Consider the following 25,305-nt stretch of genomic DNA (forward strand, 5'->3'; position numbering starts at 1 on the left):
TCCCGCCCCGGCGGCGCGGCCCGGCCCGGCGGCGCGGCCCGGCCCGGCGGCGCGGCCCGGCCTGGCGGCGCATGATCGACTCCGCTTCGGCGATGTCGCGGTATCCCCGAGCCCAGACACCGCGAGATCGCCGATCTCGAGTCGATCAAGGAGATCCCGGTCCGGAGGCGGCGGCTACGCCTTCGAGATAGCCGCGGGCTCGTTCCGCCTTGGGGTAGCGGCCGACCAGCGCCCAGAACCGGGCGTTGTGGCTGGGCACGATGAGATGTGCCAGCTCGTGCAGCAGCACGTAGTCGATCACCCACTCGGGCATGTCCTGCACGCGGTGCGAGATCCGGATGCTGCGGTCGGCGGGCGTGCAGGAGCCCCACCGGCCGTTCTGGTTGGTGACCCACCGGACGCTGGCGGGCACCGCCTTCGCGCCGTACCCGCCGAGGTGCAGCTCGATCAGCCGGGTGGCCCGGGCCAGCAGGTCGGCGTCGGAGCGGGCCAGCCGGCCCTCCCGGGCGGCGAGGCGGGCCAACATCCGGTCGACCCACTCGCTCTCCTCGGCACGGGAGAACTGGTCCGGGATGAGGACGACGACCCGTTCACCGTCGCGGTACGCGGACACCGTGCGTCGTCGACGCTGGCTGCGCCGCACCTCGACGACCGGCTTGCGCGCTGCCGCCATCACTGGCCCGCGCAGCCTCGGCTACGTGTCACGAAGGAAAGCTAATGCGTACTGACCAGGGGTCCGCAAGGGTCAACCAGCCGACACACGCCCGGAAAATGGTGATTGGTCGCCCAGCGTCCCGAAAATTTCTTGGCCAGGGTGCCGCGAAGCCATCTCGTCACCCTTGGTGAACACCACCGGCGGCGCCTCGCGGTCCTCCCCCACCGTAGGTGATCACCGTGCCCGGCGCCGCCGTGGGGGCACCCGCACGGGTGGCTGAGGGCTTTTGGCCGGCGTGTCCCCGCCAAACTGACTTATCCGACCTATTTCGCCATGCACACTCTCGACGTCGACTAGCTCACAGTGTCGATGCACAGCTGACATGGAGCCGCCCAGACCTGGGTAGGGTCCGCGGACCAGCGGTCACGAGCGTGGCCGCGGAGTGAGACCAGCGCCGGAGCCCCTGGTGGCCCGCCGCCGGGCACCCCGCCGGGACGGCATTGACCGGCGGACGAGACGAGGAGGACACCGTGGCCGACCAGGCCCAGACGACCTACAACGGTTACTGCGTGAAGTGCAAGGAGAAGCGGGACTTCGAGGGGCACGTCGAGGTCTCGAAGACCGGTATGAACATGGCCAAGGGCAAGTGCCCGGTCTGCGGGACAACAGTGAACCGCATCCTCGGCAAGGCCAAGGTCTGACCCGTACGGGTGGACGGGGGCGGGATGGCCGTCGGCCATCCCGCCCCCGCCGCTCCAGCAGGGCGTAACCATCGCCTGTCGGGTGCCCGACAGTGTTACCGGCCGGTTGTGGATAACCCGCCAAATCCTGTGGACAGCGCTGGACAGCGGCCCGACCGCCTGTGGACAACGATCGACGCACCGCACGGACACGGTCACGATTCGTCATCATGAGCCGTACCGCGCTGCCCCGCCCCACGCTCCTGCCCGGCCTCAGCCGGCTCTGGCGGGACCGGCACACCCTTCAGCTCGGCGTCGGCCCCGGGCCTGCCGCGCTGCTGGAGCTGGCCAACCCACGCGCCGCCCACCTGCTCGACCTGCTGGACGGCACCCGCAGCGAACGCGCCGTGCTGACCCAGGCCGCTGCGGCCCAGGTGACCACCGACGAGGCCCGTGGCCTGCTCGACGCCCTGCGCGCGGCGGGCCTGCTGGTGCCGGCACACAGCCTGCTCCCCCGGGACCTGACCGGCCCGGTCCGCGCCCGACTCGGCGCGGAGGCCGGTGCGCTCGCCCTGGCCAGGGCCCGACTACCCGGCACCCCGGCGCAGGTCCTGCGCCGGCGCCGGGCCGCCCGGGTGCTGCTCACCGGCGCCGGGGCGCTCGGCGGGCCGCTGGCGGTGGCTCTGGCCCAGGCCGGCGTCGGGCAGGTGTTCCCGCAGCTCAACGGCCCGGTCCGCCCCGTCGACCTGATCGGCACCGGCATCACCGCCGACGAGCTGAGCCAGCCGCTGGCCCCGGCGGTGCGGGCCGCCGTCAGCCGCGCCGCGCCGGGCACCAGCACTCGTCCGGGCCGGGTCACCCGCGTCGACCTGGTGATCCAGCTCGGCACCGATCGGCCGCCCGCACTGGTCGCCGCCGGTCTCGCCCAGCGTCGCCAGCCGCACCTGCTGGTCACCGTGCGCGAGGGCGTACCAGTCATCGGGCCGCTGGTCCGCCCGCCCGCGGGGCCCTGCCTGCACTGCGTGGAGCTGCACCGGGCCGACCGCGACCCGGCCTGGCCGCGGCTCGCCGCCCAACTCGCCACCGCCGAGCCGGTGGCCGCCGGCGCGACCGGCACGCTGCTCGCGGCCACCGGGTACGCGCTGGCCGAGGCGCTGGCGCAGCTCGACGGCGGCAGCCCGGAGACGCTGGGCGGTGCCATGGAGATCAGCGATGCCGGCCGGTTCCGCCGTCGAGGCTGGCCACCGCACCCGGCGTGCGGGTGTTCGCGAAGCCGGGTGTCCGCACCAGCCCAGCCGCAGAGCAGCAGCGGGGCCCTCCGGTCGGTAACAATGACCGAGTGACCGACATCCCGCGCCGGGCCGTGTCCCGGACCGCCAAGCTCGCCGCTCTGCCGCTCGGCTTCGCCGGGCGGACCGTCCTCGGCATGGGCAAGCGCGTCACCGGGCTCGCCTCCGACGTGATCTCCGCAGAGATCCAGCAGCGTACGGCCGAGCAGCTGTTCAGCGTGCTGGGTCAGCTCAAGGGCGGGGCGATGAAGTTCGGCCAGGCACTGTCGGTCTTCGAGGCCGCGCTGCCGGAGGAGATCGCGGCGCCGTACCGCCAGGCGCTGACCAAGCTCCAGGAGGCCGCACCGCCGCTGCCGGTCGCCAGCGTGCACAAGGTGCTGACCGAGCAGCTCGGCCCGGACTGGCGGGACCGGTTCGTCGAGTTCAACGACACCCCGGCCGCAGCGGCCAGCATCGGCCAGGTCCACCGGGCGCGGTGGCGGGAACCGGGGCACGACTCGTCGGGCGAGCCGAACAGCCGCGACGTGGCCGTCAAGATCCAGTATCCGGGCGCCGGTGACGCGCTGCTCGCCGACCTCAAGCAGCTCTCCCGGCTGGGCGGAATGTTCCGGGCCATCCAGCCCGGCCTGGACGTCAAGCCGCTCCTGGTCGAGCTGCGGGAGCGGATCACCGAGGAGCTGGACTACGAGCTGGAGGCGGAGTCGCAGCGCACCTTCGCTGCCGCGTACGCCAATGACCCGGAGATCTACATCCCGGCGGTGATCTCCACGTCACCACGGGTGCTGGTCACCGAGTGGGTGACGGGCACTCCGATGGCCGACATCATCCGGGAGGGCACCGAGGAGCAGCGGGACGAGGCGGGCCGGCTGATGGCCACCCTGCACCTGTCCGCGCCGCAACGGGCCGGGCTGCTGCACGCCGACCCCCACCCGGGCAACTTCCGGCTTCTGCCGGACGGCCGGCTCGGGGTGATCGACTTCGGCGCGGTGGCCCGGATGCCGGAGGGCACGCCCGAGCCGATCGGTCGCATCGCCGCGCTCGCCCTGCGGGGCGACGCCGACGGGGTGGTCGCGGGGCTCCGGTCAGAGGGCTTCATCGGCCCCACCGAAGAGATCGACGCCGCGGGGGTGCTCGACTTCATCCGGCCGATGCTGGAGCCGATCGCAGCCGACGGGTTCCGGTTCACCCGGGCCTGGCTGCGGGCCGAGGCAGCTCGACTGGCCAGCCCTCGCTCCCCCACCTACCAACTGAGCCGGAAGCTCAACCTGCCGCCGTCGTACCTGCTCATCCACCGGGTGACGCTCGGGTCGATCGGGGTGCTCTGCCAGTTGGAGGCGAAAGCTCCGTACCGGGGCATCCTGGAGCGCTGGTTGCCGGGTTTCGCGTCGGTCGGCTGACCGCGGACGAGACACCGAGGGGCGGGTGGCCGGAGAACCGGCCACCCGCCCCTCTTTCGGTGGTACTACAGAACGCCCAGGTCGCGGGCCGACCGGTTACGGCTGGTCAGGGCGACGGTACGGGCGGATCGGGTTGCCTCAGTGCTCGTGGTGGTACGACCGGCCTGAGGCCGGCGCATTCGAGCCCGGGACAACGCTTCGTGGAGTAGTTGCATCTCGAAAGCTCCGTTCGGGACGTGCAGCATGGTCTTCTCACTCGCTGCCGGTGTGACACCGGCGTAGTTGGGACGGATCGGGAACATGTCAGGCCGCCAGCCGGACCGCACTACGCACCTCGGACAGCCCGGTGGCTGCCAGGCGCGCCTCGGCCTCGACCCGGAGCGCGGCGTCGCGGGCAACGTCCTCCTTGCGCGGACGGCCACGGGGCCGCTTGCGCGGAACGACCGCGCCACGCTCGAAGATCTCGCCGCCCCAGACGCCCCACGGCTCCGCTCGCTCCACCGCTCCGGACAGGCACTCGACGCGCAGCGGGCAGTCCCCGCATTGCGACTTGGCCATCTCGAGCTCGGCGGGCGAGTCGGAGAACCACAGGTCGGGGTCGAACTTCCGGCAGGGCAGGTTCGCCTCCATTTCGACGCTCACGTCGAGGGGGGCCAACGCCAGACTCATCGCCCGGTCACCTCTCTCTCACACTTCGATCTTGTGGATCGCATTCCGACGTACTTCGGCAGGGCAAAAAACTGAGGCCGCGGATCCCGGTAAGCGGGTTCCGCGGCCTCGAGGTGAGCCGGTTGGTCTGATGGTCAGACCGGTCTACCTCGAGGTGGAACGCCGCGGACATCCATGCGCTTCTTGGCGACCTGAATGCCCATGCCCGTGGAGCCACTGGTCCCCTCGACTCCGACTGGCGCGACGGTCAGATTCAGCTCGGCCTGAACCTGGACCTGGTGCACCTGCGGAACCGACGGTCGTGCGGCCGTAAGGGCCACCCGGACAGCCGACAGCGGAGCGTGGACAGCCGGCATCACCGCCAGACGCTCATAGGTGAAGATCTTCACGGGTGCCACCTCCCTCACGTTCCTCGAATCGACCGGACCAACCCCCGTGAGCAGCCGGAATGGCGCCGCTCGCGAGGTGTGTCCTGAGGTTATTCCTCGCGCTGGTGCGAGGGCAAACGAATTTACGACGAGATTTCGAAAGTTTTCTCTGGGCAGACGTCGTCCACCCCCGCGCCCCCCACGAGCGCCAGCACCGATTCGCCGTATAGGCCCAACTTGCGGGGACCGATGCCGGCGATGGCGATCAACTCCTCCGAGCGGCCGGGCCGCCGCTCGGCCAGCGCGATCAGCGTGGCGTCGGTGAAGACCACGTACGCGGGGACCTTCTGCGCCCCGGCCACCCGCTGCCGCCACTCGCGCAGACGTTCGTGCAGCTCATCGTCGATGTCCGAGGGACAGGTGGGGCAGCGGCCCAGCTTGCGGTCCGGACCGGCGAGCAGGGTGGCGCCGCAGATCCGGCAGGACACGATCTGGGTCCGCCGCTCGGGGCGACGGGCCGGGCCGGTGCCGCCGCTGGCCCGCTCGGTCCCGCCGGAGCGGTCGAGCTGGGGCAGGAACCGCGACGGACGCCGGGCCCGTCCGCCCGGCGAGCGCGCGGCGGCGTACGACAGCCAGAGCCACTGCCGGGCCCGGGTGATCCCGACGTAGAGCAGTCGGCGCTCCTCCTCGACCTGCTCGACGGTCTTCGCGTACGTGGTGGGCAGGGTGCCCTCGGAGAGCCCGACCAGGAAGACCGCGTCCCACTCGAGCCCCTTGGCCGAGTGCAGCGACGCGAGCGTCACCCCGTCCACCGTCGGCACGTGCTGCTGGGCCGCTCGGCGAGCCAGCTCCTCGGTGAAGTCGGCCAGGGTGACCGCGCGCTCCACCGAGGCCGCCTCGCCGATCGGCAGCACCTCGGGGGTCGCCGCGTACTCCTCGGCGAGCTGGACCAGCGCGGCCAGTGCCTCCCAGCGCTCGCGTGCGGCGCCGCCGGCCGGGGGCGCGTCGGGTGCCCAGCCGACCGCGGTGAGCGCCTCGACGACGGCCGTGGGCAGGGGCGTCTCCCCGGGGATCGACCGGGTGGCGGCGCGCAGCGCGACCATGGCCTGGCGCACCTCGGCCCGCTCGAAGAACCGCTCGGCCCCCTGCACCACGTACGGCACCTCGACCTCGGTGAGCGCCTTCTCGTACGCCTCGGACTGCGCGTTGGTGCGGAACAGCACGGCGATCTCCTTCGCCGGCGTGCCCGCGTTGATCAACGCTCGGCAGCGGGCGGCCACCGCGTTCGCCTCGGCGGGCTCATCGGTGAAGATTCGCAGATCCGGCTCGGGGCCGGCCGGGCGCTGCCCGCTCAGCTCCAGCCGGAGCCGGGCCTCGGTGCCCCGGGCCTGGGAGATCACCGCGTTGGCCAGCCCGACCACCTGCGGCGTGGAGCGGTAGTCCCGGACCAACCGGACCACGGTGGCGCCCCGGTGCCGACGCGGGAAGTCGACCAGGTAGCCCGAGGTCGCCCCGGTGAACGAGTAGATCGTCTGGCTGGCGTCACCCACCACGGTCAGGTCGTCCCGGCCGCCCAGCCAGGCGTCCAGCAACCGCTGCTGGAGCGGGTTGACGTCCTGGTACTCGTCGACCACGAAGTGCCGGTACTGGCTGCGGACCTGCTCGCCGACGTCCGGGTGCTCCTCGATGCCCCACACCGCGGCACGCAACATGTCCTCGAAGTCGATTACGCCGTTGCCGCGCTTGAGCTGCTCGTACGCGGTGAACACCTCGGCCACCTTCGCCGGCTCGTGCGGCGTGTCGCGCAGCGCGCGGGCGGCCCCGACCACGTACTCCCCGGGCTCGATCAGCGACGACTTGGCCCACTCGATCTCGCCGGCCAGGTCCCGTGCGGCGGCCCGGTCGGCGCGCAGGCCGACCCGGGCCGCGGCGAGGGTGACCAGCCGCACCTTGCTGTCCAGCAGCTCGGGCATGGCCCGGCCGGCCAACAGTCGGGGTGCGAAGTAGCGCACCTGGCGCAGCGCCGCGGCGTGGAACGTCCGTGCCTGCACACCGCCCACGCCGAGCAGGGTGAGACGACTCCGCATCTCGGCGGCGGCGCGCGCGGTGAAGGTGACGGCGAGCACGTGCCGGGGGGAGATCTCACCGGAGAGCGCCCGGTGGGCGATCCGGGAGGTGATCGCGCGGGTCTTGCCGGTGCCGGCGCCGGCCAGGATGCAGACGGGGCCGGCGGGTGCGGTCACCGCGGAGCGTTGCTCGGGGTCGAGCCCGGAGAGCACCCGTTCCGATGCTGAGTGAACCACCACAGCGAGGAATCATCTCAGCTCCCCCGGACGTTACAGCCACTAGCCTCGGCTTGATCCGCAAGCCGGCGGCCGGAGGAGTTGGAGGATCCGACCATGCTGACGATGTATTCCACCCCCTGGTGCGGCTACTGCCATCGGCTGAAGTCGCAGCTCGACCGGGAGGGCATCGGGTACGAGGTGGTCGACATCGAGCAGGACCCGAAGGCCGCGGACTTCGTGATGAGCGTCAACGGCGGCAACCAGACCGTGCCGACGCTTCGCTTCGCCGACGGCAGCGCACTGACCAATCCCTCGATCAACCAGGTCAAGCAGCACCTCGCGACTCTCGCCGCCTGACCGGCAGGTCACCCCTCGACGAACGGCCGTCCCACCCGGGGGCGGCCGTTCGTCGTGTCCGGTATCCGTCACCTCGGGGATGGCCGACGGCCTCCGCTCGTCACCTCCCGGTCGGCGACCTCGACCGGGCGCCGGGGCGCCGGAAGGATCGGGCGGGTCGGCGGCGTGGGCGGACGGGCACCGGACGGCGCGCTGAGGTGCCGGCCCCGCCAGAGGTAGCCGCCGGCGGCCAGGGTGGCGACTCCGACCAGCGCGAACAGTGCCCGATAGTCCAGGAGCCCCACCAGCAGGGCGCCCGCCCCGATGGAGAACGCCTGCGGTCCGCTCACCACGGCCGAGGTGGCGGCGGCGACCCGGCCGACCAGGCCCGGCGGGGTACGCCGCTGGATCAGCGTGTGCAGCCCCACCATCGTCAACGGGATCGAGACGCCGGCCAGCAGCACCGCCGCGAACCCGAGCCGGATATCGGGGTACGCGAGGGCGAGCGCGGCCGGCCCGAAGAACGCGACGCCGGCGGCCAGGGTGCCGACCTCGCCGAGCCGACGGATCAGCGTCGGCGAGCAGAGTGCGCCGAGCAGTCCGCCCACGCCCTGCACGGTGACCAGCACGCCCACGAAGGCGGCGTCCCGGTCCAGCCCTTGGTCGACGTAGGCGAAGATGAGCGACTCGGTGAAGCCCATCACCAGCGACCCGAGGCCGTAACCGAGCAGGACCCGGCGCAGAGCCGGCTCACCGGCCAGGTGCCGCAGCCCGGCGCCCAGCTCGGCCGGCCAGCGCAGCCGTACGGTCGGCGGTGCCGACTGCGGGGTGGGCAGCGCGGTGACCACCGCGGCCGCAGTCAGAAATCCGACCATGCCGACCCCGGCCAGCGCCCACCCGCCGATCGCCGCGTAGAGCGCCGCGCCGGCCAGCGGGCCGATCAGACGCAACCCCTGACGTACGGTCTGCAGCACGCCGTTCGCCTCGGCCAGCAACTCCACCGGCACCAGTTGCCGGATCAGCCCGCTGAGCGCCGCGCTGAGCGTGATGGACGACAGCCCGTACAGGGCGGCCACCAGGTAGACGAGCCAGACGTCAGCGGCGTCCCGGACCGTGAACAGCGGGGTGAGCAGCGCTGCGGTGACCAGGTTCGCGGCCACGAAGAAGGGCCGACGCGGGTAGCGGTCGACGAACCAGCCGACCAGCGGTGCCAGCGTCATCGGGGCGACGACGGCGAAGATCGTGCCGCCAGCGAGGCCGTTGGAACCAGTCAGATCCTTGACCCAAATTGCGAGTGCCAGCAGCAGGATCGACTCGGCGGTCATGCTGGCCAGTAGGCCGCAGAAGAGCAGGCGGAAGTCGGGTCGGCGCAGGACGGTGCGCATGGGGGTCCCTTCGGCGGGGAGGGCGCGCCCGGGTGGGCGTGGTCGACGGGGCAAAGGCCGCGGGTCCCCCGATGTCCCGGCGTACCCATGGTCCTCTTTTCTGCAAGACACGCCCCCGCCGGAACCTCCGGCGCCGGTCGCGCCGTCCATACTGACCGTGGGGGGCGAATTTCATACAGTTACCGTCGCGTTGCGGCGGTCGACGGGAAAGAGGACACCGTGCCTCCTGCCGCACCCAGCCCGATCCTGCGTCGTCGCCGGTTGGGCCTCGAGTTGCGCCGCCTGCGCGAGGCCGCGAGCCTCACCGGGGACCAGGTCATCGAGCGGATCGGCTGGGCCTCCGCGTCCAAGCTGTCCCGTTTGGAGAACGGCCGCAGCCGGCCGGACCCGCAGGACATCGGCACCCTGCTCGACCTCTACGGCGCCGACCAGGCGCTGCGGGAAGAGCTGCTCGGGATCACCGGCGCGGCCGGTGACATGCGGGGCTGGCTGAAGAACTTCCCGGCGATGACGGAGCAGCAGCGCGGCTTCGCCGAGCTGGAGACGGGCTGCGCGGAGATCTCCGAGTACAACCCGGTGCTGGTGCCGGGGCTGTTGCAGACCTCCGGGTACGCCCAGCTCCGGATCCTCTCGGCCCGTCAGGTCGACGAGGGCGCCGGTGAGCCGGAGCAGGGCGAGGAGCCCACGACCGAGGTGCAGGCGCGGCTGGCCCGCCAGTCGCTGCTGACGCGGGAGCCCGACGCGCCCCAGTACACCGCGGTGCTGGACGAGGCGGCGCTCGGCCGCCGGGCCGGCCCGCCCGATGTGCTGCGCGAGCAACTGGTGCAACTCTGCGAGCTCGCACTGCTGCCCAACGTGACGCTCCACGTGCTACTTCGGGACACACAGGTCGGAAATTGGTACCTTCCGCCGACCGCGTTCTCCCTCTATCGGTTCGCTGATCCGCTCGATCCGGAGACGATCGCCATCGAAGGGGGGTTCACCGACGTCATGTCGACCGAGTCAATCGCGCTAAATCGCTATAAAGTGGTGTTCGAGTGGCTATGCACGGCGGCACTGAGCGCCTCGGACACCCATTCGTGGCTGATCGAGGCGACGGGACGGCTGACCGAGGCGACGCCTCCATCCACAGTGACGTTCGGGCCGACAACGGCGCCGACCCAACGTCGCCGGGACTCGGGGCGACTGACGGACCGGTGATCCACGGGGGACCCTCCGTCGGGGCGTGCGGCACCACTCGTCCCATCGGAGCGGTTCACACCAGGAGCAAAACCATGAACGACATCCGCAACACACCGTCCGTCTCCGGACACCCGTTGACGGACGCCCCGTGGCGTACCAGCACCCGCAGCCAGACCTCGAACTGCGTGGAGTTCGCCCCGCTGACCACCGGCCCGACGGCAGTCGCGCTGCGCGACAGCAAGGACCGAAGCGGCCCCGTGCTGCAGTTCAACCGGGCGGGGTGGCTCGGCTTCATCGCCGGAGCAAAGAAGGGCCAGTTCGATCTGAGCTGATCTGGTGACCAGGGCGGGGCCGTCGGCGTACTGCCGGCGGCCCCGTCGCGTTATCCGCTGCCCGATGCCGCTGAGCAGCCATCAGTCGATCGGACAAGGCTCAGAACCGATAGGCGCGTTTCACTTGCTGGGACGAACACGGGGCGTAACATAACCATCGAGTTCGTGGAACTTCCACGATGGCTATCCGTCTCGGTTCATCCGGAGACTCCTATGCGGTTCCTGATCGTTCGCACCGACATCCGCACCGTCGCCGACGGGGACATCGCCGCCGCCTTGGCGGACGGCAACCGACTCCGGGACGAGACGACCACTCCCGAGCCACGCCGGCAGACCGTGCACGCCGAAGACCGGGACGCGGCGCTGCATCTGGCCCGGGCGCTGGCCACGGTCGGCGCGGTCCGCGCCGGCAGGCAACGGGTCAAGGTCCTGCCGCTGAGCGAGCCTCGACCCGCCTTCGGTCATCCGCCGCGCCGCACCGGCACCTGATCCACCAGACGTCCGTCGTGGTCGATCGGCTCCCCCGCCGTTCCACTCACTCCAACCGACCACGACGGGCCTGTTCCCGGCTCGTGACCGCCGCGGCAACGGCGGTCACGGGCCGGGACCGCGCTCAACGGTCGCCGTCCACCCAGCCGTCCAGCCAGCGGTGGATGAGGAACAGCGCGATCGACGAGGGTGGAGGCAGGATCAGTCGGGCCCCGTCGCCCACGTCCACGGTGCGACCGGCCAGCGCCTCCCCGATCTCCCGCCGGGAGAACCACCGGGCGTACGCGATCTCGGTCGGGTCGACCCGCACCGGATCGGCCGGGTCGGCGGTGGCCAGGAAGCCCAACATCAGCGAGCCGGGGAACGGCCACGCCTGGCTGCCCACGTACCCGATCCGCTCGACCCCGATGCCCACCTCCTCGTGGACCTCGCGCAGCACGGCGGCCTCCGCCGACTCCCCCGGCTCGACGTAACCAGCCAGGCAGGAGTAGCGCCGACCGCCCGGCGTGCCCGGCCAGCTCGCGTTATTGCCCAGCAGGCAGTGCCCCTCCGGGCCGGCGACACCGTCATGGACCAGCACGATCATCGCCGGGTCGGTACGCGGCCAGACCCGCTCCCCGTTGCGGTCCACCCGGGACCAACCGGCCTCATCCATCACCGTCGGCGCTCCGGTGGCCGCCGAGTAGCCGTGCCGGGTATGCCAGTTGACCAGCGCCAACGCGGTGGTGAAGATGCCGGCCTCCCGGTCGGCGAGCAGGTGGCCCACCTCCCGCAGGTTGACCGCCCGGGTGCCCGGCAGCGCCGGCAGCGGCGCGTCGACCGCGAAGACCGGCACCCCGTCCGGCTCGACACCGAGGAACATCGCGATCGACTCGGAACCCGGCGGCACGTCGGCCGCGCCGAGCAGCACCAGCGCCGGAGGCGTCGCATCGGTACGGGCCAACGCCCGCCCCCCGTCGGTGGAGTCGAGCAGCAGCACCCGGGCGCGCAGCCACGCCTCGGTCAGCCACTGCGGGTCCAGCCGCCGGTGCGCGGCCCGGTCGAGCGTGGACCGGGCCAGCGGTGGTGCGGTCTCGCCACTCATTGCACGGGCTCGGTGCGCAGCGGAGTCAGCGCGGCCAGCCCCGGCGTGACCCGCTCGGCGTCGCCGAGCACCACGACCGCCGCCCGAGCCGGCGCGAGGTGGTGCGCCGCCGCCCGCGCGACATCGTCGACGGTCGCCTTCGCCAGCCGCGCCGCGTACTCGGCGAGGAAGTCCAGGCGCAGCCCGTTGCCGGCGTACGCGCTGGTCAGCGCCGCCAGCCCGGCCTGGGTGGACATGCCGAGCTGGAGGGTGCCGAGGGCGTACTGGCGGGCCTGCTCCAACTCCTCCGGCTTCGGCGGCAGCGAGGCGAGCCGACCCAGCTCGTACGTCGTCTCGAGCAGCGCCGGACCGGTGACCTCGGTGGCCACCTCGGCGGCGGCGACCAGCACCGACCCGGCCACCGAGTGCTCGATCACCGAGTGCGGGCCGTAGGTGTAACCCTTGTCCTCGCGGATGTTCTCCACCCAGCGGGAGGAGAAGTAGCCGCCGAAGATCAGGTTGGCCAGTTGCAGCGCGGCGTGGTCGGGGTCGGTGCGCGGCACGGCCGGCAACGCGATCCGCAGCGAGGACTGCACCGAGCCGGGCCGGTCGACCAGCAGCAGTGGCCCGGGCTCCAGCGGCGGGGTGGGCGGCAGATCGGCGGAGCGGCCGGCGCCGGCCCAGCCGCTGAGCGCCCGCTCGGCCGCGTCGAGGGCCCGGTCCGGCTGCACGTCACCGACCAGCACCAGTTGCGCGCCGGCCGGATGCACCCGCTCGGCGTGCAGGTTGCGCAGCGCCGCCGGCCGGACGGCGCGGATCTGACCCGGCTCGGGGGTCTGGGTGGCGTACGGGTGCCGGCCGTAGATCCGCTTGAGCAGCGCCTCCCGGGCCAGGTGCGCCGGCTGGCTCTGCGCCACCTGGAGCCGGTCGACAAGTCGGTCCCGCTCCGTGGCCACCTCGTCGCTGGGGTAGCTGGCGGCGGTCAGCACCTCGGCCATCAGCTCCAGCATCCGGTCCAGGCCGCTCACCAGACCGGCGCCGGACAGCATCAGCCGGTCCGGGTCGACGCCCGCGGACAGCCCGCCGCCCACCTTCTGCAGCTCGGCGGCGATCTGCACGCTGGTCATCGACTCGGTGCCGGAGAGCATCGTCTGCGAGAGCATCGCGCCACGGGCCAGGTTGGCCCGGCCGAACGGAATCCAGAGCCGCAGCTCGACCAGGGGTACGGCGGGTCGGCGTACCGCGATCACGGTGAGGCCGTTGCGCAACGTGCGCTCAGCCTGCTTGGGCACCTTCAGCTTACGGTTGGGGCCGAGCGGGGGCAGCGTACGCAGCCCGGCGGGAACGGTGGCGGTCACTGATTCACCTTCGTTCGCGACTGCGGGGCTCGCAGGACCGGTTCACTCCTCGCGCTCACCGAGCACCTCCCGCGATGACCTCGACCGCGGCGCGGCGCTCCGGCCGCAGGGTGGCCGCGGCCGCTCGCACCTGCTCCTCGGTGACCTCGCCGACCAGCCGGGGCAGCTCGTTGAGCAGACCGGGATCGCCGCGCTGCTGTTCGAGTACGGCCATCGGCAGCGCCCGGCCGAGCACCGCGTCGGTGTCCCGTAGGAGGTGGGTCGCCATCCGCGCCTGGGTGCGGGCCAGCTCGCCCTCGGTCAGCCCGTCGGTGGCCAGGCGGTCCAACTCCTCGTCGATGGTGCGCAACACCTTGTCGACGTCACCGCCCGGCGGCAGGTGCGCCTGCAGCAGCAGTGCGGTGGGGTCACGCACGTCGAACGGGTCACCCATGAAACCGAGGTAGCCGCCGAGGCTGGTGACCACCCGGTCACGCTGGACCAGCCGCTCGACCAGTCGCGACGCGTCGCCGTCGGTGAGCACCTCGGCCAGCACCACGTACGGCAGGTAGCCGGCGAAGTCGGTGATCGGGTCGGGCACCCGCCAGGCGCCGGCCACCGCCGGCAGCGGCGCCAACGCGTCGGTGTACGAGGTGCGCCGCTCGGCGGTCAGGTCGGGCTCGGTGAAATCGGGCCGCTGCGGCGCCGGCCGGGCCGGCACGTCGCCGAAGTGGCGGGTGACCAGCTCGGTCGCCTCGGCCACGTCGATGTCACCGCTGACCGCGAGCACCGCGTTGCCGCTCGCGTAGTAGCGGCGGAAGAAGTCCGCGGCGTCGGCGACGGTGGCCGACTCCAGGTCGTCGAAGGAGCCGTAGCCGTCATGCGCGTTCGGGAAGGTGTCGAACATTACCGGCGGGAGGGTCAGCCAGGGGAAGCCGCCGTACGGCCGGTTGAGCACGTTGACCCGGATCTCCTCCTTGACCACGTCGACCTGGTTGCGCAGGGTCTCCTCGGTCAGCCGGGGGCCGCGCATCCGGTCCGCCTCCAGGAACAGCGCGCGTTCCAGCGCGTTGCTCGGCAGCGTCTCGAAGTAGTCGGTGTAGTCCAGGTGGGTGGAGCCGTTGAAGGTGCCACCCGCGCCCTGCACATGCCGGAAATGGGCCAGCTTCTCCAGGTTCTCCGAACCCTGGAACATCAGGTGTTCGAAGAGGTGCGCGAAGCCGGTCCGCCCCTCCGGCTCGGAGCGGATGCCGACGTCGTAGACCACCGCCACCCCGATCACCGGGGCACTGCGATCGGGGGTGAGCACCACCCGCAGGCCGTTGTCGAGGGTGAACCGCTCGACCGGGTACTTCGTCGCTGGAATTCTGGATCTCCGCGCCGCCACGGAACGACCCTAGCGCGTCGGCACCCCCGCCACCGGTGACCTCCGCGGAGCCGCCGCGACCGGGGCGCTGACCAGGGGCAGCACCTCGGCGCCGACGCGCTCGGCCTCCTCCCGGTGCGGCCAGCCGGAGAGGATGAACTCGTCGACGCCGAGCGCCGCGTACTCGTCGATCCGCGCAGCGACCTCGGCGTAGCTGCCGACCAGCGCGGTGCCGGCGCCCTCGCGGACCAGGCCGACCCCGGCCCAGAGGTTCGGTGCGACGGTGAGCCCGTCGGTGCGGCCGGCGTTCAGCGTCGCCATCCGGGCCTGGCCGACGGAGTCCATCCGGCGGAACCGGGCCTGGGCCGCCGCGATCCGCTCCGGGCTCATCCCGGCCAGCAGCCGGTCGGCCTCCGCCCACGCCTGCGCGCTGGTGGCCCGCGCGATGACGTGCAGCCGAAGCCCGGTGCGCAGGGTGCGGCCGCGCTCGGCGGCCAACGCCCGGATCCGGGCCACCCGGGCCGCGATCGCCGTCGGGGGCTCACCCCACATCAGGTACGCGTCGGCCTGCTGGGCGGCCACCAACTCGGCCGCCGGGGACGCGCCGCCGAAGTAGACCGGCGGCGGGTCGGTCAGCGGGCTGGCCAGGCCGCCGCCCTCGACCCGGTAGTGGGCGCCGGCGTAGTCGAAGGGTCGACCGGCCCAGGCCCGGCGGAGCACCTCGATGAACTCCCCGGTGCGCGCGTAGCGGTCGTCGTGCCCCAGGAAGTCGCCGTACGCGCGCTGCTCGGCGGGGTCACCGCCGGTCACGATGTTGAGCGACAGCCGGCCACCGCTGACGGCCTGGAACGCCTCGGCCTGCTGGGCGATCAGTGTGGGCAGCGCGAAGCCGGCCCGGACCGCGACCAGCATGCCGAGTCGCTCGGTGTGCTGCGCGACCGCCGCGCAGACGATCCACGGGTCGGGGCAGCCAGCGCCGACCGGGGTGAGCACGGCGGAGAAGCCGTGCTTCTCGGCGGCCCGGCCGACCTCGGCCAGATACGCCACAGTGGCGGCCCGATCGTGCCGGGCGGCGCCCGCGGTGACGGTGGCGGCGCCGACCTGGTCGCCGTCGCCGGAAGTGGGCAGGAACCAGTGGAAGGTCATCAGGGGGTTGCCTCTCTGCCGATCACCGAGGTGCCGCCTACCCTAGCAAGCCGGTAGGAATTGTCGACATGTCTAGGACCCGACATCCCGATATATGGATGGCTCTTGACGCTCATCCCGGCCTGGCCCAGTCTTCCTACCAACTAACTAGGAATACTGCGGATTGGATGGACGATGAGACGGCTTCCCCTGCGCCGGATGGTCACCCTGGCCACCCTCGCCGTGGTCGGCGCGGCGACCCTGGGCAGCACCGCCGCGTGCGGCGACGACAGCGAGGGCGCGGGCGGCAGCTCCGGCCCGGTGACACTGCGCCTCGGCTACTTCCCCAACATCACCCACGCACCGGCGGTCGTCGGCGTGGAGAAGGGCATCTTCACCGAGAAGCTCGGCAGCAACGTGACGCTGGAGCCGAAGACCTTCAACGCCGGCCCGGCCGCCATCGAGGCGGTCTTCTCCGGAGCGCTGGACGCCACGTACATCGGTCCGAACCCCACCGTCAACGCGTTCTCCAAGTCCAAGGGCGAGGCGGTCCGGGTCGTCTCCGGCGCGGCCTCCGGCGGCGTGGCGCTGGTGGTCAAGGCCGGCATCAACGGCGCGCAGGACCTGAAGGGCAAGAAGATCGCCACCCCGCAGCTGGGCAACACCCAGGACGTGGCGATCCGCTACTGGCTCAAGCAGCAGGGGCTGACCACCACCAAGGAGGGTGGCGGCGACGTCAAGATCGTCCCCCAGGAGAACGCCCAGACCATCGAGACGTTCACCAGCGGCGCGATCGACGGCGCCTGGGTGCCCGAGCCGTTCGTCTCCCGGCTGCTCAACGCCGGCGGCAAGGTTCTGGTCGACGAGCGCGACCTCTGGCCCGACAAGAAGTTCGTCATCACCAACCTGCTGGTCAGCACGAAGTTCCTCAAGGCGCACCCGGACGTCGTGCAGAAGCTGGTCGACGGCCAGGTGGCCGCGAACGAGTTCGTCAACAGCAAGCCCGACGAAGCGCAGCAGGCCATCTCCGACGCGATCGGCAAGATCACCGGCAAGCCGCTCGACCTGAAGCTGATCAAGCAGGCGTGGCCGACGTTGGAGTTCACCAACGACCCGATCTCCACCTCCCTCAAGGCCGGGCTCGACCACGCCGTCGACGTCGGGCTGACCGAGCCGGTCGACCTCAAGGGCCTGTACGACCTGAAGTACCTCAACACCGCGCTCAAGGCGCAGGGCAAGCCCGAGGTCACCCAGCCATGACGTCGACCACGACGACGCCGGGGAACGCGACCCCGGTGGGCGCGCTCCCCCGGGTGGCCCAGGGGGACGGGGGCGGGGGGAACGCCGTACTGGCCCTGGACGGCGTGTCCCTGGACGTGGCGCCGGGCGAGTTCGTCTGTCTGGTCGGCGCGTCCGGCTGCGGCAAGAGCACCCTGCTCAATTTGGTCGCCGGGCTGGACCGGCCCAGCGGCGGGCAGATCGACGTGGCCAGCGATGCCAACCCGGGGCTGATGTTCCAGGAGCCGGCCCTCTTCCCCTGGCTGACCGTCGACGGCAACGTGGAGGTGCCGCTCAAGCTGCGCGGCATGCCCCGGGCCGAGCGACGCGCGCGGGTGGCCGAGCTGCTGCGAACGGTGCACCTGGCCGACTTCGGCCGCAAGCGCCCGCACGAGCTGTCCGGCGGGATGCGGCAGCGGGTCGCGCTGGCCCGCACGCTGGCCCTGGACACCCCGGTGCTGCTGATGGACGAGCCGTTCGGCGCGCTGGACGCGATGACCCGCGACATCCTGCACGACGAACTGGAACGCATCTGGTCCGAACGCAAGCTCTCGGTGCTCTTCGTGACGCACAACGTCCGGGAGGCAGCCCGGCTCGCCGACCGGATCATCCTGCTCTCCAGCCGCCCCGGCCGGATCATCTACTCGACCGAGGTGAGCATCCCGCGGCCACGACGGATCGACTCTCCCGAGGTCGCCGCCATCGCCGCCGACGTCACCGAGCGGCTCCGTACGGAGGTGGGCCGCCATGGCCAGTGACACCCTCACCAGCACGGCGCGCTCCGACGCGGAGATCTCCGGCCTGGACGCGCTGGAGATCGCGGGTCGGGAGAAGGAGGAATCCCGAGCCAGGCGGATCTGGGCGGCGACCTGGCCCAAGCTGGCCGCGCTCGCCATCGCCATCGCCATCTGGCAGGTCGTCGTCTGGACCGGCTGGAAGGATCCGTGGGCCCTGCCGGGCCCGGTGCCCGTGTTCGAGGATCTCGCCGACTACGCCCTGAGCTCCGCGCTCTGGGACGGGCTGGCCACCACCGCACGCCGGGCGGTGATGGGCTTTGCCGCCGCGGTGGCCGTCGGGCTGCTGCTCGGCCTCGGCGTCTCCCGGTCGAAGGTGCTCCGCGCCGCCATCGGCTCCATGATCACGGCACTGCAGACCATGCCGTCGATCGCCTGGTTCCCCCTGGCGATCCTGCTGTTCCAGCTCAGCGAGCAGGCGATCTTCTTCGTGGTGGTGCTCGGCGCCGCGCCGTCCATCGCCAACGGGGTCATCCACGGTGTGGACTACGTGCCACCGCTGTTGAAGCGGGCCGGCCGCAACCTGGGCGCGCAAGGGCTCAACCTGTACCGGTACGTCATCGCGCCGGCGGCGCTGCCGGCGATCGTGGCCGGGTTGAAGCAGGGTTGGGCCTTCGCCTGGCGCAGCCTGATGGCCGGTGAACTGCTGGTCGTCATCGCCTCCCGGACCTCGATCGGCGCGCAGCTCACCTACGCCCGGGACTTCTCGGACGCCGAACGGCTGATGGCCATCATGATCGTCATCCTGGTCGTCGGCATCGCCGTGGACGCCGCGTTCGGTGCGGCGGACAAGGCGATCCGGCGCCGCTGGGGCGTGCTGGACCAGGCTGGTCAGTGACGTGTACGTCTCAGCGCGCAGCGACTACGCGCTCCGGGCCATGCTCGCCGTCGCCGCCTCCGGCGGTGGCGGCGAGCTCGTGAAGGCGGCCAGCCTGGCCGAGGTGCAGGAGATCCCGCTCAGTTTCCTGCAGAGCATCCTGCTCGACCTGCGCCGCGCCGGCCTGCTGCTCAGTCATCGCGGCACCGAGGGCGGGTACGCGCTGGCCCGCCCATCCGACGAGATCACCGTCGGGGACGTCCTGCGCGCGGTCGGTGGCTCGCTGACCACGGTGCGCGGGCTGCCGGCCGACCGGGCCGGTTACCACGGGGTGGCCGCCGGCCTGACCGACGTCTGGCTGGCGGTGCACGGGGCGATCGCCACGGTGGTCGACAGCACCACCCTGGCCGACCTGCTCACCCGCACCCAGCCGTCGGATCGCGCGTCCACGCCCTCCTGACCACGTCGGAGGCGGTGTGGTCGGGCCGGTGCCCCGCCCGCCCGACCACACCTCGTACCGATCCTGACCGGGTCTGCCCCCTTGCCGACACGGCCGGTCCGGTCGCTGCTCAGCCCACGCTCACGACCGTCGAGCCGAAGCTCGGGTCGCCGGGGCTGTGCAGCTCCACCAGGCCGGCGGGAGCATTACCCGCCGGCATGGCGTGCCAGGGCGCGAAAGCCGCGACCACAGCGAGCACAAGCCCGGCGAGAGCGAGCGCGACCACCAGGATCAATTCGCGTACCGCCCCAGAGCTGGCTTCGCCCGCCATGGTCACACCCCTCCCGTGCCGGGCCCCCGCCCGACTTCCCCCCACGGGTCAGCTTCGACCACGAACAGCCGGGGCGCAGTCGGCCAGCCGACCGAGCAGAGGCTGATTACCGACTCAGCCGGGCGGACCGGGCGGCCAACCGACCCCGCCGAGCGGACCACGCGGCGCGACGGACGGGCAGGCCGGGCGGAAATCCGGGTCAGCCCACAGACGGACCGACCCGCCCAGCTGACGCGGGGCGGGTCGGTCGGGACGTACCGAAAACTCAGACGGTGCGCGGGCGGCGCGGCCGGCGGGACCGGCCCGACGCGCGATGCGCAGAACGGGCGGCGCCGTCGGTGGACGTTGCGCCGGATCCACCGGCGGCGCGGACCCGAGCGACGGGCGCCGGCGGGGCGGCGATGGTCACCGGAACGCCCGACGGCTCGCGGGCACCGGTCACCCGGGCCAGCGCCCCGTCACCCGCGCGCACCTGGACCGACTCGGGCCGGATACCGGCGGTGGCCATCAGCCGGGACACGTCCCGGCGCTGCTCCGGCAGGACGAGGGTGACCACGGAACCGGACTCGCCGGCCCGGGCGGTCCGGCCGCCCCGGTGCAGGTAGTCCTTCGCCTCCGTCGGCGGGTCCACGTTGACCACCATGTCGAGGCCGTCGACGTGGATGCCACGGGCCGCCACGTCGGTGGCGACCAGGGCGGTCACCTGGCCGGTGCGGAACTGCTCCAGGATCCGGGTGCGCTGCGGCTGGGACTTGCCGCCGTGCAGCGCGGCCGCGCGTACCCCCTTGGAGAGCAGCTGGCGGGCCAGGCGGTCGGCGCGGTGCTTGGTGCCCATGAACAGGATGGTGCGGCCCTCACGGGCGGCGATCCGGGTCAGCGCGTCGGGCTTGTCCAGCGCGTCGACGTGCAGCACGTGGTGGGTCATCGCGGTGACGGTGGCGGTGCCCGGGTCGACCGAGTGGGTGACCGGGTTGCTCAGGAAGCGGCGGACCAGCCGGTCCACGCCGCCGTCCAGGGTGGCGGAGAAGAGCATCCGCTGCCCCTGCGGCGCGACCTGCTCCAGCAGCTTGGTGACCTGCGGCAGGAAGCCCATGTCGGCCATCTGGTCGGCCTCGTCCAGGACGGTGATCTCGACCTGGTCGAGTCGGGCGTCGCCACGGTTGATCAGGTCGTGCAGCCGGCCGGGGGTCGCGACGACCACCTCGGCGCCGGCGCGCAGAGCGTCCGCCTGCCGCTGCAACGACAGGCCGCCGACGACTGTGGTGCAGCGCAGCCCGACGGCGCGTGCGTACGGGGCCAGCGCGGTGGTGACCTGCTGGGCCAGCTCACGGGTCGGCACCAGCACCAGGGCGAGCGGGCGACCCGGCCGGGCCTTACGGCCGGCGGTGCGGGACAGCAGCGGAAGCCCGAAGGCGAGGGTCTTGCCGGAGCCGGTGCGACCCCGACCCAGCACGTCCCGGCCGGCGAGCGAGTCGGGCAGCGTCGCCGTCTGGATCGGGAACGGCTCGGTGATGCCCTGCGCGGTCAGCGCGGTGAGCAGCGCCGGCGCCAGACCGGTATGAGCGAACGACGGAATAACTGTGGTCATGCGGAAACGAGCCTTCCTCGACGCGGAACGTGTCGAGGGAGGGCGCCGAAGTCGGCGCTGTCAACCGGCGGCGCAAGGCAGCCAGGACTCACAAGCACGAACCGATTGGAGTACGGGCCGGCCCGCCGCCGGGCCGCCGCCTGCAAGCGCAGGCGGCGGCGGGGCGGGCCGGTCCCGTCACCGTCACACCCGGAGGGCACGACAGGTAATGCTGACCGATCCGAAGATCAGAGCGGGCGGATGTTCTCCGCCTGCGGGCCCTTCTGGCCCTGGGTCACCTCGAACTCGACCCGCTGGTTCTCGTCCAGGCTCCGGTAGCCGGAGGACTGGATCGCCGAGAAGTGGGCGAAGACGTCAGCGCCGCCGCCGTCCGGGGTGATGAAGCCGAAGCCCTTGTCAGCGTTGAACCACTTCACGGTGCCAATAGCCATGTGTTTCGTCTCCTTGACGGAACGTCGGACCCGCACTTGTTGCGTGCCCGAAGAGGAGCGCTCCGCGCGGGGATGCGCGAATCGCCTGTCGCTTCTGGTCGCCCCGCCCGGAGAACTCCGGACACAACAAAGAGCGCCTGGGGCCACAATCCCGCCAGGCGCACACAGAGTCTCTGGTAACCAAAACTGCAACGCGATCAACGTACCACGGTTTTCGGCCCTGCGGTCAATGTTGGGCGGAATCTTCGGGGAGCTGACCGATAAGCGCCGTGAGACCCGTCACGTCCAGCAGGTCAGCGGGCCGCACCGTCGCCCCGCCCCGGACGTAGTGGAACGCCGCACCCACCCGATCGACCGGCACGCCGGCCAGCTCCGCCCAGGCGAGCCGGTAGACGGCCAACTGGACCGCGGCCACGTCCGCCGCCGGGCCGGAGGGCTGCGCGCCGGTCTTCCAGTCGACCACGTCGAACCGGCCACCCGGCCGGGCGAAGACCGCGTCCATCCGCCCCCGGACCACCACGCCGGCGATCACCGTGGCGAACGGCACCTCCACCTCCACCGGAGCCCGGTCGGCCCACTCGCTGGCCAGGAAGCGCTCCTGCAGCTCGACGAGCGCCTCGTCCGGAGCGGCATCCGCGTCGGCCGCCCCGGGCAACTCGTCCAGGTCGAGCAGCCGGTCGGCGCCGAAGCGCTGCTCCAGCCAGGCGTGGAAGGCGGTGCCCCGCCGGGCGTACGGGTTGGGTTCGCTGGGCACCGGGCGACGCAGCGTCCGGGCCAACGCCGCCGGATCGCGGCGCAGCGCCACGAGCTGGGTGACGCTCAACTGCCCGGGCAGGGCCACCTCGACCGCGCCGGAGAACCGGCTCAACTCGGCCCGCTCGGCCAACAGCAGATCCGCCTCGCGTCGCCAGCGCTCCATCTCCGGGTCCGCCACCGGCTCGACCGACCCCGCCGGACCGGCCACGACCGGAGATTCGACAACGACCGGCGGAACGACCACCGCCGCCGCCGGACCGTCGCTCATCAGGCGGCGGACCAACGTGGCCGCCTCGGACAGCGCCGGCCGCCGGCCGCCCAGCGGATCGGCTGGCCACTCGGCACGCAGCACCACCTCGGCGGTCGGGTTCGTCGCATCCGGGGTGGGCTCCGGCGCCCAGGCGTCCACCAGATGCCCCGGGCCGCCGTCCAGGCAGGCGTCGTACACCTCGCGCAGGAAGACCGACGGGCCGCGCGGCCGCTTGGTCCCCTCCCCCCACCAGTACCCGGAGCAGAGCAGCAGCCGACGCGGCCGGGTGACCGCCACGTACGTCAGCCGACGTTCCTCCCGCTCGTCATGAGCCCGCCAGGCGTCGGTGAAGTCGGCCACCGCCCGGGCCACGCCCCGCTGATCCGCCGCCTCGTCGAGCGCCAGCTCGGGCAGCCCGTCGACGTCACCGCGCAGCGGGAACGGCAGCACGCCCAGCCCGCCCAGCCAGTGATCGGAGTTGCGCACCGGCCCCGGCCACAGCCCGCGGCTCAGCCCGGCGACCGCCACCACGTCCCACTCCAGCCCCTTGGCGGCATGTGCGGTGACCACCTGCACCGCGCCCTCCACCACCTCGACCTCGCCCGGGGCCAGGCCGCGCTCCTCGTCCTCGGCGGCGGACAGGTAGGACAGGAAGCCGGCGAGCGTCGCGCCCGGCGTCTCCCCGCTGAACCGGGCCGCCACGTCGCCGAGGGCGTCCAGGTGACCCCGGGCCAGGCCGGCGTCGCCGGCGCCGTCCCGGCCAGCCCGCACCGCGACCTCCACGTCCAGGCCGGTGGTTCGCTCGATGTCGGCGATCAGATCCGGCAGAGCCTGGTCCAGGCGGTACCGCAACAGCGCCAACTCCCGGCCGTACGCGCGCAGCCGCGCGAACCCCTCCGCCGAGTACGCCTGCGCCGGGCCGAGATCGGCCAGCGCCTCCACCAGGGTCGCCTCGTCCAGCAGATCGGGGGTGATCTCCGGGGTGTCGTCGGCGGCCGACTGTCGCCGCGCGTTGGCGATGGCCCGAGCCCGCCGGTGCAGCGCCACCAGGTCACGCGGCCCGATCCGCCAACGGGCGCCGGTGAGCAGCCGTAGCAGCGCCGGCCCGTCGGTCGGATCAGCCAGCACCCGCAGCGTGCACACCACGTCGCGTACCTCGGGGGTGTCCAGGAGGCCGCCCAGCCCCACCACCTCGACCGGTAGGCCGCGCTCGCGCAGCGCGGCCTCGATCGCCGGGATCTGGCTGCGGACCCGGACCAGCACGGCGGTGGTCGGCCGCTGCGCCACGGGGATGTGCTCGGGTGCCGCGCCCGGCATCCGGGCCGCGCCCCGCCAGGCGGCGAGCACGCTGTCGGCGATCCAGCCCGCCTCGTCTGCGTACGTCGGCAACAACGCGCAGTGCACGGTGCCACCGGCGGCCCCGCCGGGGCTGCGGTGTGGGATCGGGTCCCGAACGGTCAACGCCGAGCGCAGCTCGGGCACCCGGGCACCGGCCGCCCGCAGCGGGGTGGCCAGCGCGTTCGCCACCCGGAGGATCTCCGGACGGTTACGCCAGCTGGTGGTGAGCCCGAGGGCCGCGGCCGGACGACCGTCGGACCGGGCGAACTCGGTGGGGAACCGGTCCAGTGTGCCCGCGCTGGCCCCCCGCCAGCCGTAGATCGACTGACACGGGTCACCCACCGCGGTCACCGGGTGCCCGCCGCCGAAGAGCGCGTTGAGCAGCACCACCTGGGCGTGGCTGGTGTCCTGGTACTCGTCGAGCAGCACCGCCCGGAAACGACCCCGCTCGATCTCGCCGACCCCCGGGTGGTCCCGGGCGACCCGGGCCGCCCGAGCCAACTGGTCGGCGAAGTCCATCGCCTCGAAGTCCTCCTTGCGGCGGGCGTACGCCCGGACCAACGGCAGCAGGCGCAGCCGGGTCTGCTGGAGGGCGAGCGCCTTGCGGACGTCGGCATAGACGCGGCCCGGCCGGGACTGCACGTCGGCGAAGAACCGGCCGGTCCAGGCGGCCAGTTGGTCCGGGGCGACCAGGTGCTCGTCCAACTCCCCGGCGAGCGCCAGCACCGCGTCGGTGATGGTGCTCGGCATCCGGTCCACCTCGGACATGTCGCCGTCGTAGTTGCGCACCAGCAGGTCGACCAGTTGCCAGCGGGACGCCTCGGTGAGCAGCCGGGTGGACGGCTCGTAGCCGGCCCGCAACCCGTGCTCGGTGACGATCCGACCGGCGTACGAGTGGTAGGTGGAGACGGTGGGTTCGCCGGCGAGTGGGTCGTCCAGCGGGTCCCGACCCTGCCGCCCGAGGCGACGGATCAGCTGGTCGAGTCGGGTGCGCACCCGGTGGGCCAGCTCGCCGGCCGCCTTGCGGGTGAAGGTCAGCCCGAGAATCTGCTCCGGACGCACGTACGAGTTGGCCACCAGCCAGACCACCCGCGCGGCCATCGTCTCCGTCTTGCCGGACCCGGCACCCGCCACCACCAGCAGCGGCTCCACCGGAGCGGCGATGATCGCGGCCTGCTCCCGGGTGGGCGCCGGCAGCCGCAGCAGCTTGGCCAACTCCACCGGGGTGTACCGGGGACCGGCGTCGGCGAGCCGGGGCGCCGGCGCCGGGCCGGCCCCGAAGAGGGTCGGCTGGGTCATGACGGGGGCGTCGTTCGGGACTGCGG

Annotated in this window: 24 protein-coding genes; 11 read left to right on the forward strand and 13 right to left on the reverse strand. The window is 72.5% G+C overall.

All coding sequences use genetic code 11. The annotated features are described in order from the left end of the window. Nucleotides 1-145 precede the first annotated feature (145 nt). Nucleotides 146-673, reverse strand: a complete 528-nt coding sequence (locus V6V47_RS21780; protein ID WP_334630144.1) for a M48 metallopeptidase family protein — start codon at nt 671-673, stop codon at nt 146-148. Nucleotides 674-1,185: 512 nt separating this feature from the next. Between V6V47_RS21780 and V6V47_RS21785 the strand changes: the two genes are divergently transcribed. The 3 genes from V6V47_RS21785 (at nt 1,186) to V6V47_RS21795 (ending at nt 4,021) form a co-directional block, all read left to right on the forward strand. Continuing rightward, nucleotides 1,186-1,356, forward strand: a complete 171-nt coding sequence (locus tag V6V47_RS21785; RefSeq protein WP_167457767.1) for a DUF5679 domain-containing protein — start codon at nt 1,186-1,188, stop codon at nt 1,354-1,356. A gap of 209 nt (nt 1,357-1,565) precedes the next feature. Beyond that, on the forward strand, nt 1,566-2,678 hold the full coding sequence (locus V6V47_RS21790; protein ID WP_334630145.1) for a TOMM precursor leader peptide-binding protein: 1,113 nt from the start codon (nt 1,566-1,568) through the stop codon (nt 2,676-2,678). Next, the gene (locus V6V47_RS21795; protein WP_334630146.1) at nt 2,675-4,021 is read left to right on the forward strand and encodes an ABC1 kinase family protein; all 1,347 of its coding nucleotides are present in this window, start codon (nt 2,675-2,677) and stop codon (nt 4,019-4,021) included. The genes V6V47_RS21790 and V6V47_RS21795 overlap by 4 nt, the downstream gene beginning before the upstream one ends. Nucleotides 4,022-4,324: 303 nt before the next feature. Here the strand turns inward: V6V47_RS21795 and V6V47_RS21800 are convergent, their stop codons facing one another. The 3 genes from V6V47_RS21800 to V6V47_RS21810 all read right to left on the reverse strand — a co-directional run bounded on the left by V6V47_RS21800 (nt 4,325) and on the right by V6V47_RS21810 (nt 7,364). Next, nucleotides 4,325-4,690, reverse strand: a complete 366-nt coding sequence (locus tag V6V47_RS21800; RefSeq protein WP_334630147.1) for a WhiB family transcriptional regulator — start codon at nt 4,688-4,690, stop codon at nt 4,325-4,327. A 134-nt stretch (nt 4,691-4,824) separates the two neighbouring features. Beyond that, entirely contained in the window at nt 4,825-5,079 is a 255-nt protein-coding gene (locus V6V47_RS21805) for a hypothetical protein (protein ID WP_334630148.1), read from the reverse strand. Between the two features lie 122 nt (nt 5,080-5,201). Next, a complete protein-coding gene (locus tag V6V47_RS21810; RefSeq protein WP_334630149.1) occupies nt 5,202-7,364 on the reverse strand; it encodes an ATP-dependent DNA helicase UvrD2 in 2,163 nt (720 codons plus the stop codon). 93 nt (nt 7,365-7,457) lie between these two features. Between V6V47_RS21810 and V6V47_RS21815 the strand changes: the two genes are divergently transcribed. After that, nucleotides 7,458-7,700 carry a mycoredoxin gene (locus tag V6V47_RS21815; RefSeq protein ID WP_334630150.1) on the forward strand — a complete coding sequence of 81 codons (243 nt, stop codon included), beginning with the start codon at nt 7,458-7,460 and terminating at the stop codon, nt 7,698-7,700. A gap of 68 nt (nt 7,701-7,768) precedes the next feature. Here the strand turns inward: V6V47_RS21815 and V6V47_RS21820 are convergent, their stop codons facing one another. After that, nucleotides 7,769-9,064 carry an MFS transporter gene (locus V6V47_RS21820; RefSeq protein WP_334630151.1) on the reverse strand — a complete coding sequence of 432 codons (1,296 nt, stop codon included), beginning with the start codon at nt 9,062-9,064 and terminating at the stop codon, nt 7,769-7,771. A 219-nt stretch (nt 9,065-9,283) separates the two neighbouring features. Here V6V47_RS21820 and V6V47_RS21825 point away from each other — a divergent pair, with 219 nt between their 5' ends. From V6V47_RS21825 to V6V47_RS21835, 3 genes are all read left to right on the forward strand, one after another. Continuing rightward, nucleotides 9,284-10,264, forward strand: a complete 981-nt coding sequence (locus tag V6V47_RS21825; RefSeq protein ID WP_334630152.1) for a helix-turn-helix domain-containing protein — start codon at nt 9,284-9,286, stop codon at nt 10,262-10,264. 74 nt (nt 10,265-10,338) lie between these two features. Then, a complete protein-coding gene (locus V6V47_RS21830; RefSeq protein WP_334630153.1) occupies nt 10,339-10,578 on the forward strand; it encodes a DUF397 domain-containing protein in 240 nt (79 codons plus the stop codon). Nucleotides 10,579-10,791: 213 nt separating this feature from the next. Then, nucleotides 10,792-11,067, forward strand: coding sequence for a hypothetical protein (locus V6V47_RS21835; RefSeq protein ID WP_334630154.1), 276 nt, complete (start codon nt 10,792-10,794; stop codon nt 11,065-11,067). A 124-nt stretch (nt 11,068-11,191) separates the two neighbouring features. On the opposite strand, the gene nudC is transcribed toward V6V47_RS21835, so the two are convergent. The 4 genes from nudC to V6V47_RS21855 are packed head-to-tail and all read right to left on the reverse strand — an operon-like array spanning nt 11,192 to nt 15,979. Continuing rightward, complete coding sequence (gene nudC, locus V6V47_RS21840) at nt 11,192-12,151, reverse strand: NAD(+) diphosphatase (protein WP_334630155.1); 960 nt, start codon at nt 12,149-12,151, stop codon at nt 11,192-11,194. After that, a complete protein-coding gene (locus tag V6V47_RS21845; RefSeq protein ID WP_334630156.1) occupies nt 12,148-13,488 on the reverse strand; it encodes a M16 family metallopeptidase in 1,341 nt (446 codons plus the stop codon). Before V6V47_RS21845 ends, nudC begins: the two co-directional genes overlap by 4 nt. A gap of 55 nt (nt 13,489-13,543) precedes the next feature. Then, nucleotides 13,544-14,854 carry a M16 family metallopeptidase gene (locus tag V6V47_RS21850; RefSeq protein WP_334630157.1) on the reverse strand — a complete coding sequence of 437 codons (1,311 nt, stop codon included), beginning with the start codon at nt 14,852-14,854 and terminating at the stop codon, nt 13,544-13,546. A 9-nt stretch (nt 14,855-14,863) separates the two neighbouring features. Then, nucleotides 14,864-15,979 carry an LLM class flavin-dependent oxidoreductase gene (locus V6V47_RS21855; protein ID WP_334630158.1) on the reverse strand — a complete coding sequence of 372 codons (1,116 nt, stop codon included), beginning with the start codon at nt 15,977-15,979 and terminating at the stop codon, nt 14,864-14,866. A gap of 174 nt (nt 15,980-16,153) precedes the next feature. Between V6V47_RS21855 and V6V47_RS21860 the strand changes: the two genes are divergently transcribed. Genes V6V47_RS21860 through V6V47_RS21875 form a run of 4 tightly spaced genes read left to right on the forward strand, consistent with a single transcriptional unit; the run spans nt 16,154 to nt 19,307 of the window. Then, nucleotides 16,154-17,218: an ABC transporter substrate-binding protein gene (locus tag V6V47_RS21860; protein WP_334630159.1), complete on the forward strand. Its 1,065-nt coding sequence runs from the start codon at nt 16,154-16,156 to the stop codon at nt 17,216-17,218. Next, complete coding sequence (locus tag V6V47_RS21865; RefSeq protein ID WP_334630160.1) at nt 17,215-17,994, forward strand: ABC transporter ATP-binding protein; 780 nt, start codon at nt 17,215-17,217, stop codon at nt 17,992-17,994. Before V6V47_RS21860 ends, V6V47_RS21865 begins: the two co-directional genes overlap by 4 nt. After that, entirely contained in the window at nt 17,984-18,868 is an 885-nt protein-coding gene (locus tag V6V47_RS21870; RefSeq protein WP_334630161.1) for an ABC transporter permease, read from the forward strand. The genes V6V47_RS21865 and V6V47_RS21870 overlap by 11 nt, the downstream gene beginning before the upstream one ends. Nucleotide 18,869: 1 nt before the next feature. Beyond that, nucleotides 18,870-19,307 carry an RrF2 family transcriptional regulator gene (locus V6V47_RS21875; RefSeq protein WP_334630162.1) on the forward strand — a complete coding sequence of 146 codons (438 nt, stop codon included), beginning with the start codon at nt 18,870-18,872 and terminating at the stop codon, nt 19,305-19,307. 109 nt (nt 19,308-19,416) lie between these two features. On the opposite strand, the gene V6V47_RS21880 is transcribed toward V6V47_RS21875, so the two are convergent. The 4 genes from V6V47_RS21880 to V6V47_RS21895 form a co-directional block, all read right to left on the reverse strand. Then, on the reverse strand, nt 19,417-19,617 hold the full coding sequence (locus tag V6V47_RS21880) for a hypothetical protein (protein ID WP_334630163.1): 201 nt from the start codon (nt 19,615-19,617) through the stop codon (nt 19,417-19,419). 265 nt (nt 19,618-19,882) lie between these two features. Next, nucleotides 19,883-21,205 (reverse strand): DEAD/DEAH box helicase, encoded by a 1,323-nt coding sequence (locus V6V47_RS21885; protein WP_334630164.1) that lies wholly within the window; start codon nt 21,203-21,205, stop codon nt 19,883-19,885. 227 nt (nt 21,206-21,432) lie between these two features. Then, a complete protein-coding gene (cspE, locus tag V6V47_RS21890) occupies nt 21,433-21,636 on the reverse strand; it encodes a transcription antiterminator/RNA stability regulator CspE (protein WP_007464836.1) in 204 nt (67 codons plus the stop codon). Nucleotides 21,637-21,862: 226 nt separating this feature from the next. Continuing rightward, entirely contained in the window at nt 21,863-25,279 is a 3,417-nt protein-coding gene (locus tag V6V47_RS21895; protein ID WP_334630165.1) for an ATP-dependent helicase, read from the reverse strand. Nucleotides 25,280-25,305 lie beyond the last annotated feature (26 nt).

Source organism: Micromonospora sp. CPCC 205539 (assembly GCF_036906815.1).
GTDB lineage: Bacteria > Actinomycetota > Actinomycetes > Mycobacteriales > Micromonosporaceae > Micromonospora.

Excerpts from the sequence above, each read along its gene's own strand:
- V6V47_RS21780 (WP_334630144.1), bottom strand. The coding sequence starts at position 673 with ATGGCGGCAGCGCGCAAGCCGGTCGTCGAGGTGCGGCGCAGCCAGCGT.
- V6V47_RS21790 (WP_334630145.1), top strand. The coding sequence starts at position 1,566 with ATGAGCCGTACCGCGCTGCCCCGCCCCACGCTCCTGCCCGGCCTCAGC.
- V6V47_RS21800 (WP_334630147.1), bottom strand. The coding sequence starts at position 4,690 with ATGAGTCTGGCGTTGGCCCCCCTCGACGTGAGCGTCGAAATGGAGGCG.
- V6V47_RS21815 (WP_334630150.1), top strand. The coding sequence starts at position 7,458 with ATGCTGACGATGTATTCCACCCCCTGGTGCGGCTACTGCCATCGGCTG.
- V6V47_RS21820 (WP_334630151.1), bottom strand. The coding sequence starts at position 9,064 with ATGCGCACCGTCCTGCGCCGACCCGACTTCCGCCTGCTCTTCTGCGGC.
- V6V47_RS21830 (WP_334630153.1), top strand. The coding sequence starts at position 10,339 with ATGAACGACATCCGCAACACACCGTCCGTCTCCGGACACCCGTTGACG.
- V6V47_RS21835 (WP_334630154.1), top strand. The coding sequence starts at position 10,792 with ATGCGGTTCCTGATCGTTCGCACCGACATCCGCACCGTCGCCGACGGG.
- nudC (WP_334630155.1), bottom strand. The coding sequence starts at position 12,151 with ATGAGTGGCGAGACCGCACCACCGCTGGCCCGGTCCACGCTCGACCGG.
- V6V47_RS21855 (WP_334630158.1), bottom strand. The coding sequence starts at position 15,979 with ATGACCTTCCACTGGTTCCTGCCCACTTCCGGCGACGGCGACCAGGTC.
- V6V47_RS21860 (WP_334630159.1), top strand. The coding sequence starts at position 16,154 with ATGAGACGGCTTCCCCTGCGCCGGATGGTCACCCTGGCCACCCTCGCC.
- V6V47_RS21865 (WP_334630160.1), top strand. The coding sequence starts at position 17,215 with ATGACGTCGACCACGACGACGCCGGGGAACGCGACCCCGGTGGGCGCG.
- V6V47_RS21870 (WP_334630161.1), top strand. The coding sequence starts at position 17,984 with ATGGCCAGTGACACCCTCACCAGCACGGCGCGCTCCGACGCGGAGATC.
- V6V47_RS21880 (WP_334630163.1), bottom strand. The coding sequence starts at position 19,617 with ATGGCGGGCGAAGCCAGCTCTGGGGCGGTACGCGAATTGATCCTGGTG.
- V6V47_RS21885 (WP_334630164.1), bottom strand. The coding sequence starts at position 21,205 with ATGACCACAGTTATTCCGTCGTTCGCTCATACCGGTCTGGCGCCGGCG.
- cspE (WP_007464836.1), bottom strand. The coding sequence starts at position 21,636 with ATGGCTATTGGCACCGTGAAGTGGTTCAACGCTGACAAGGGCTTCGGC.
- V6V47_RS21895 (WP_334630165.1), bottom strand. The coding sequence starts at position 25,279 with ATGACCCAGCCGACCCTCTTCGGGGCCGGCCCGGCGCCGGCGCCCCGG.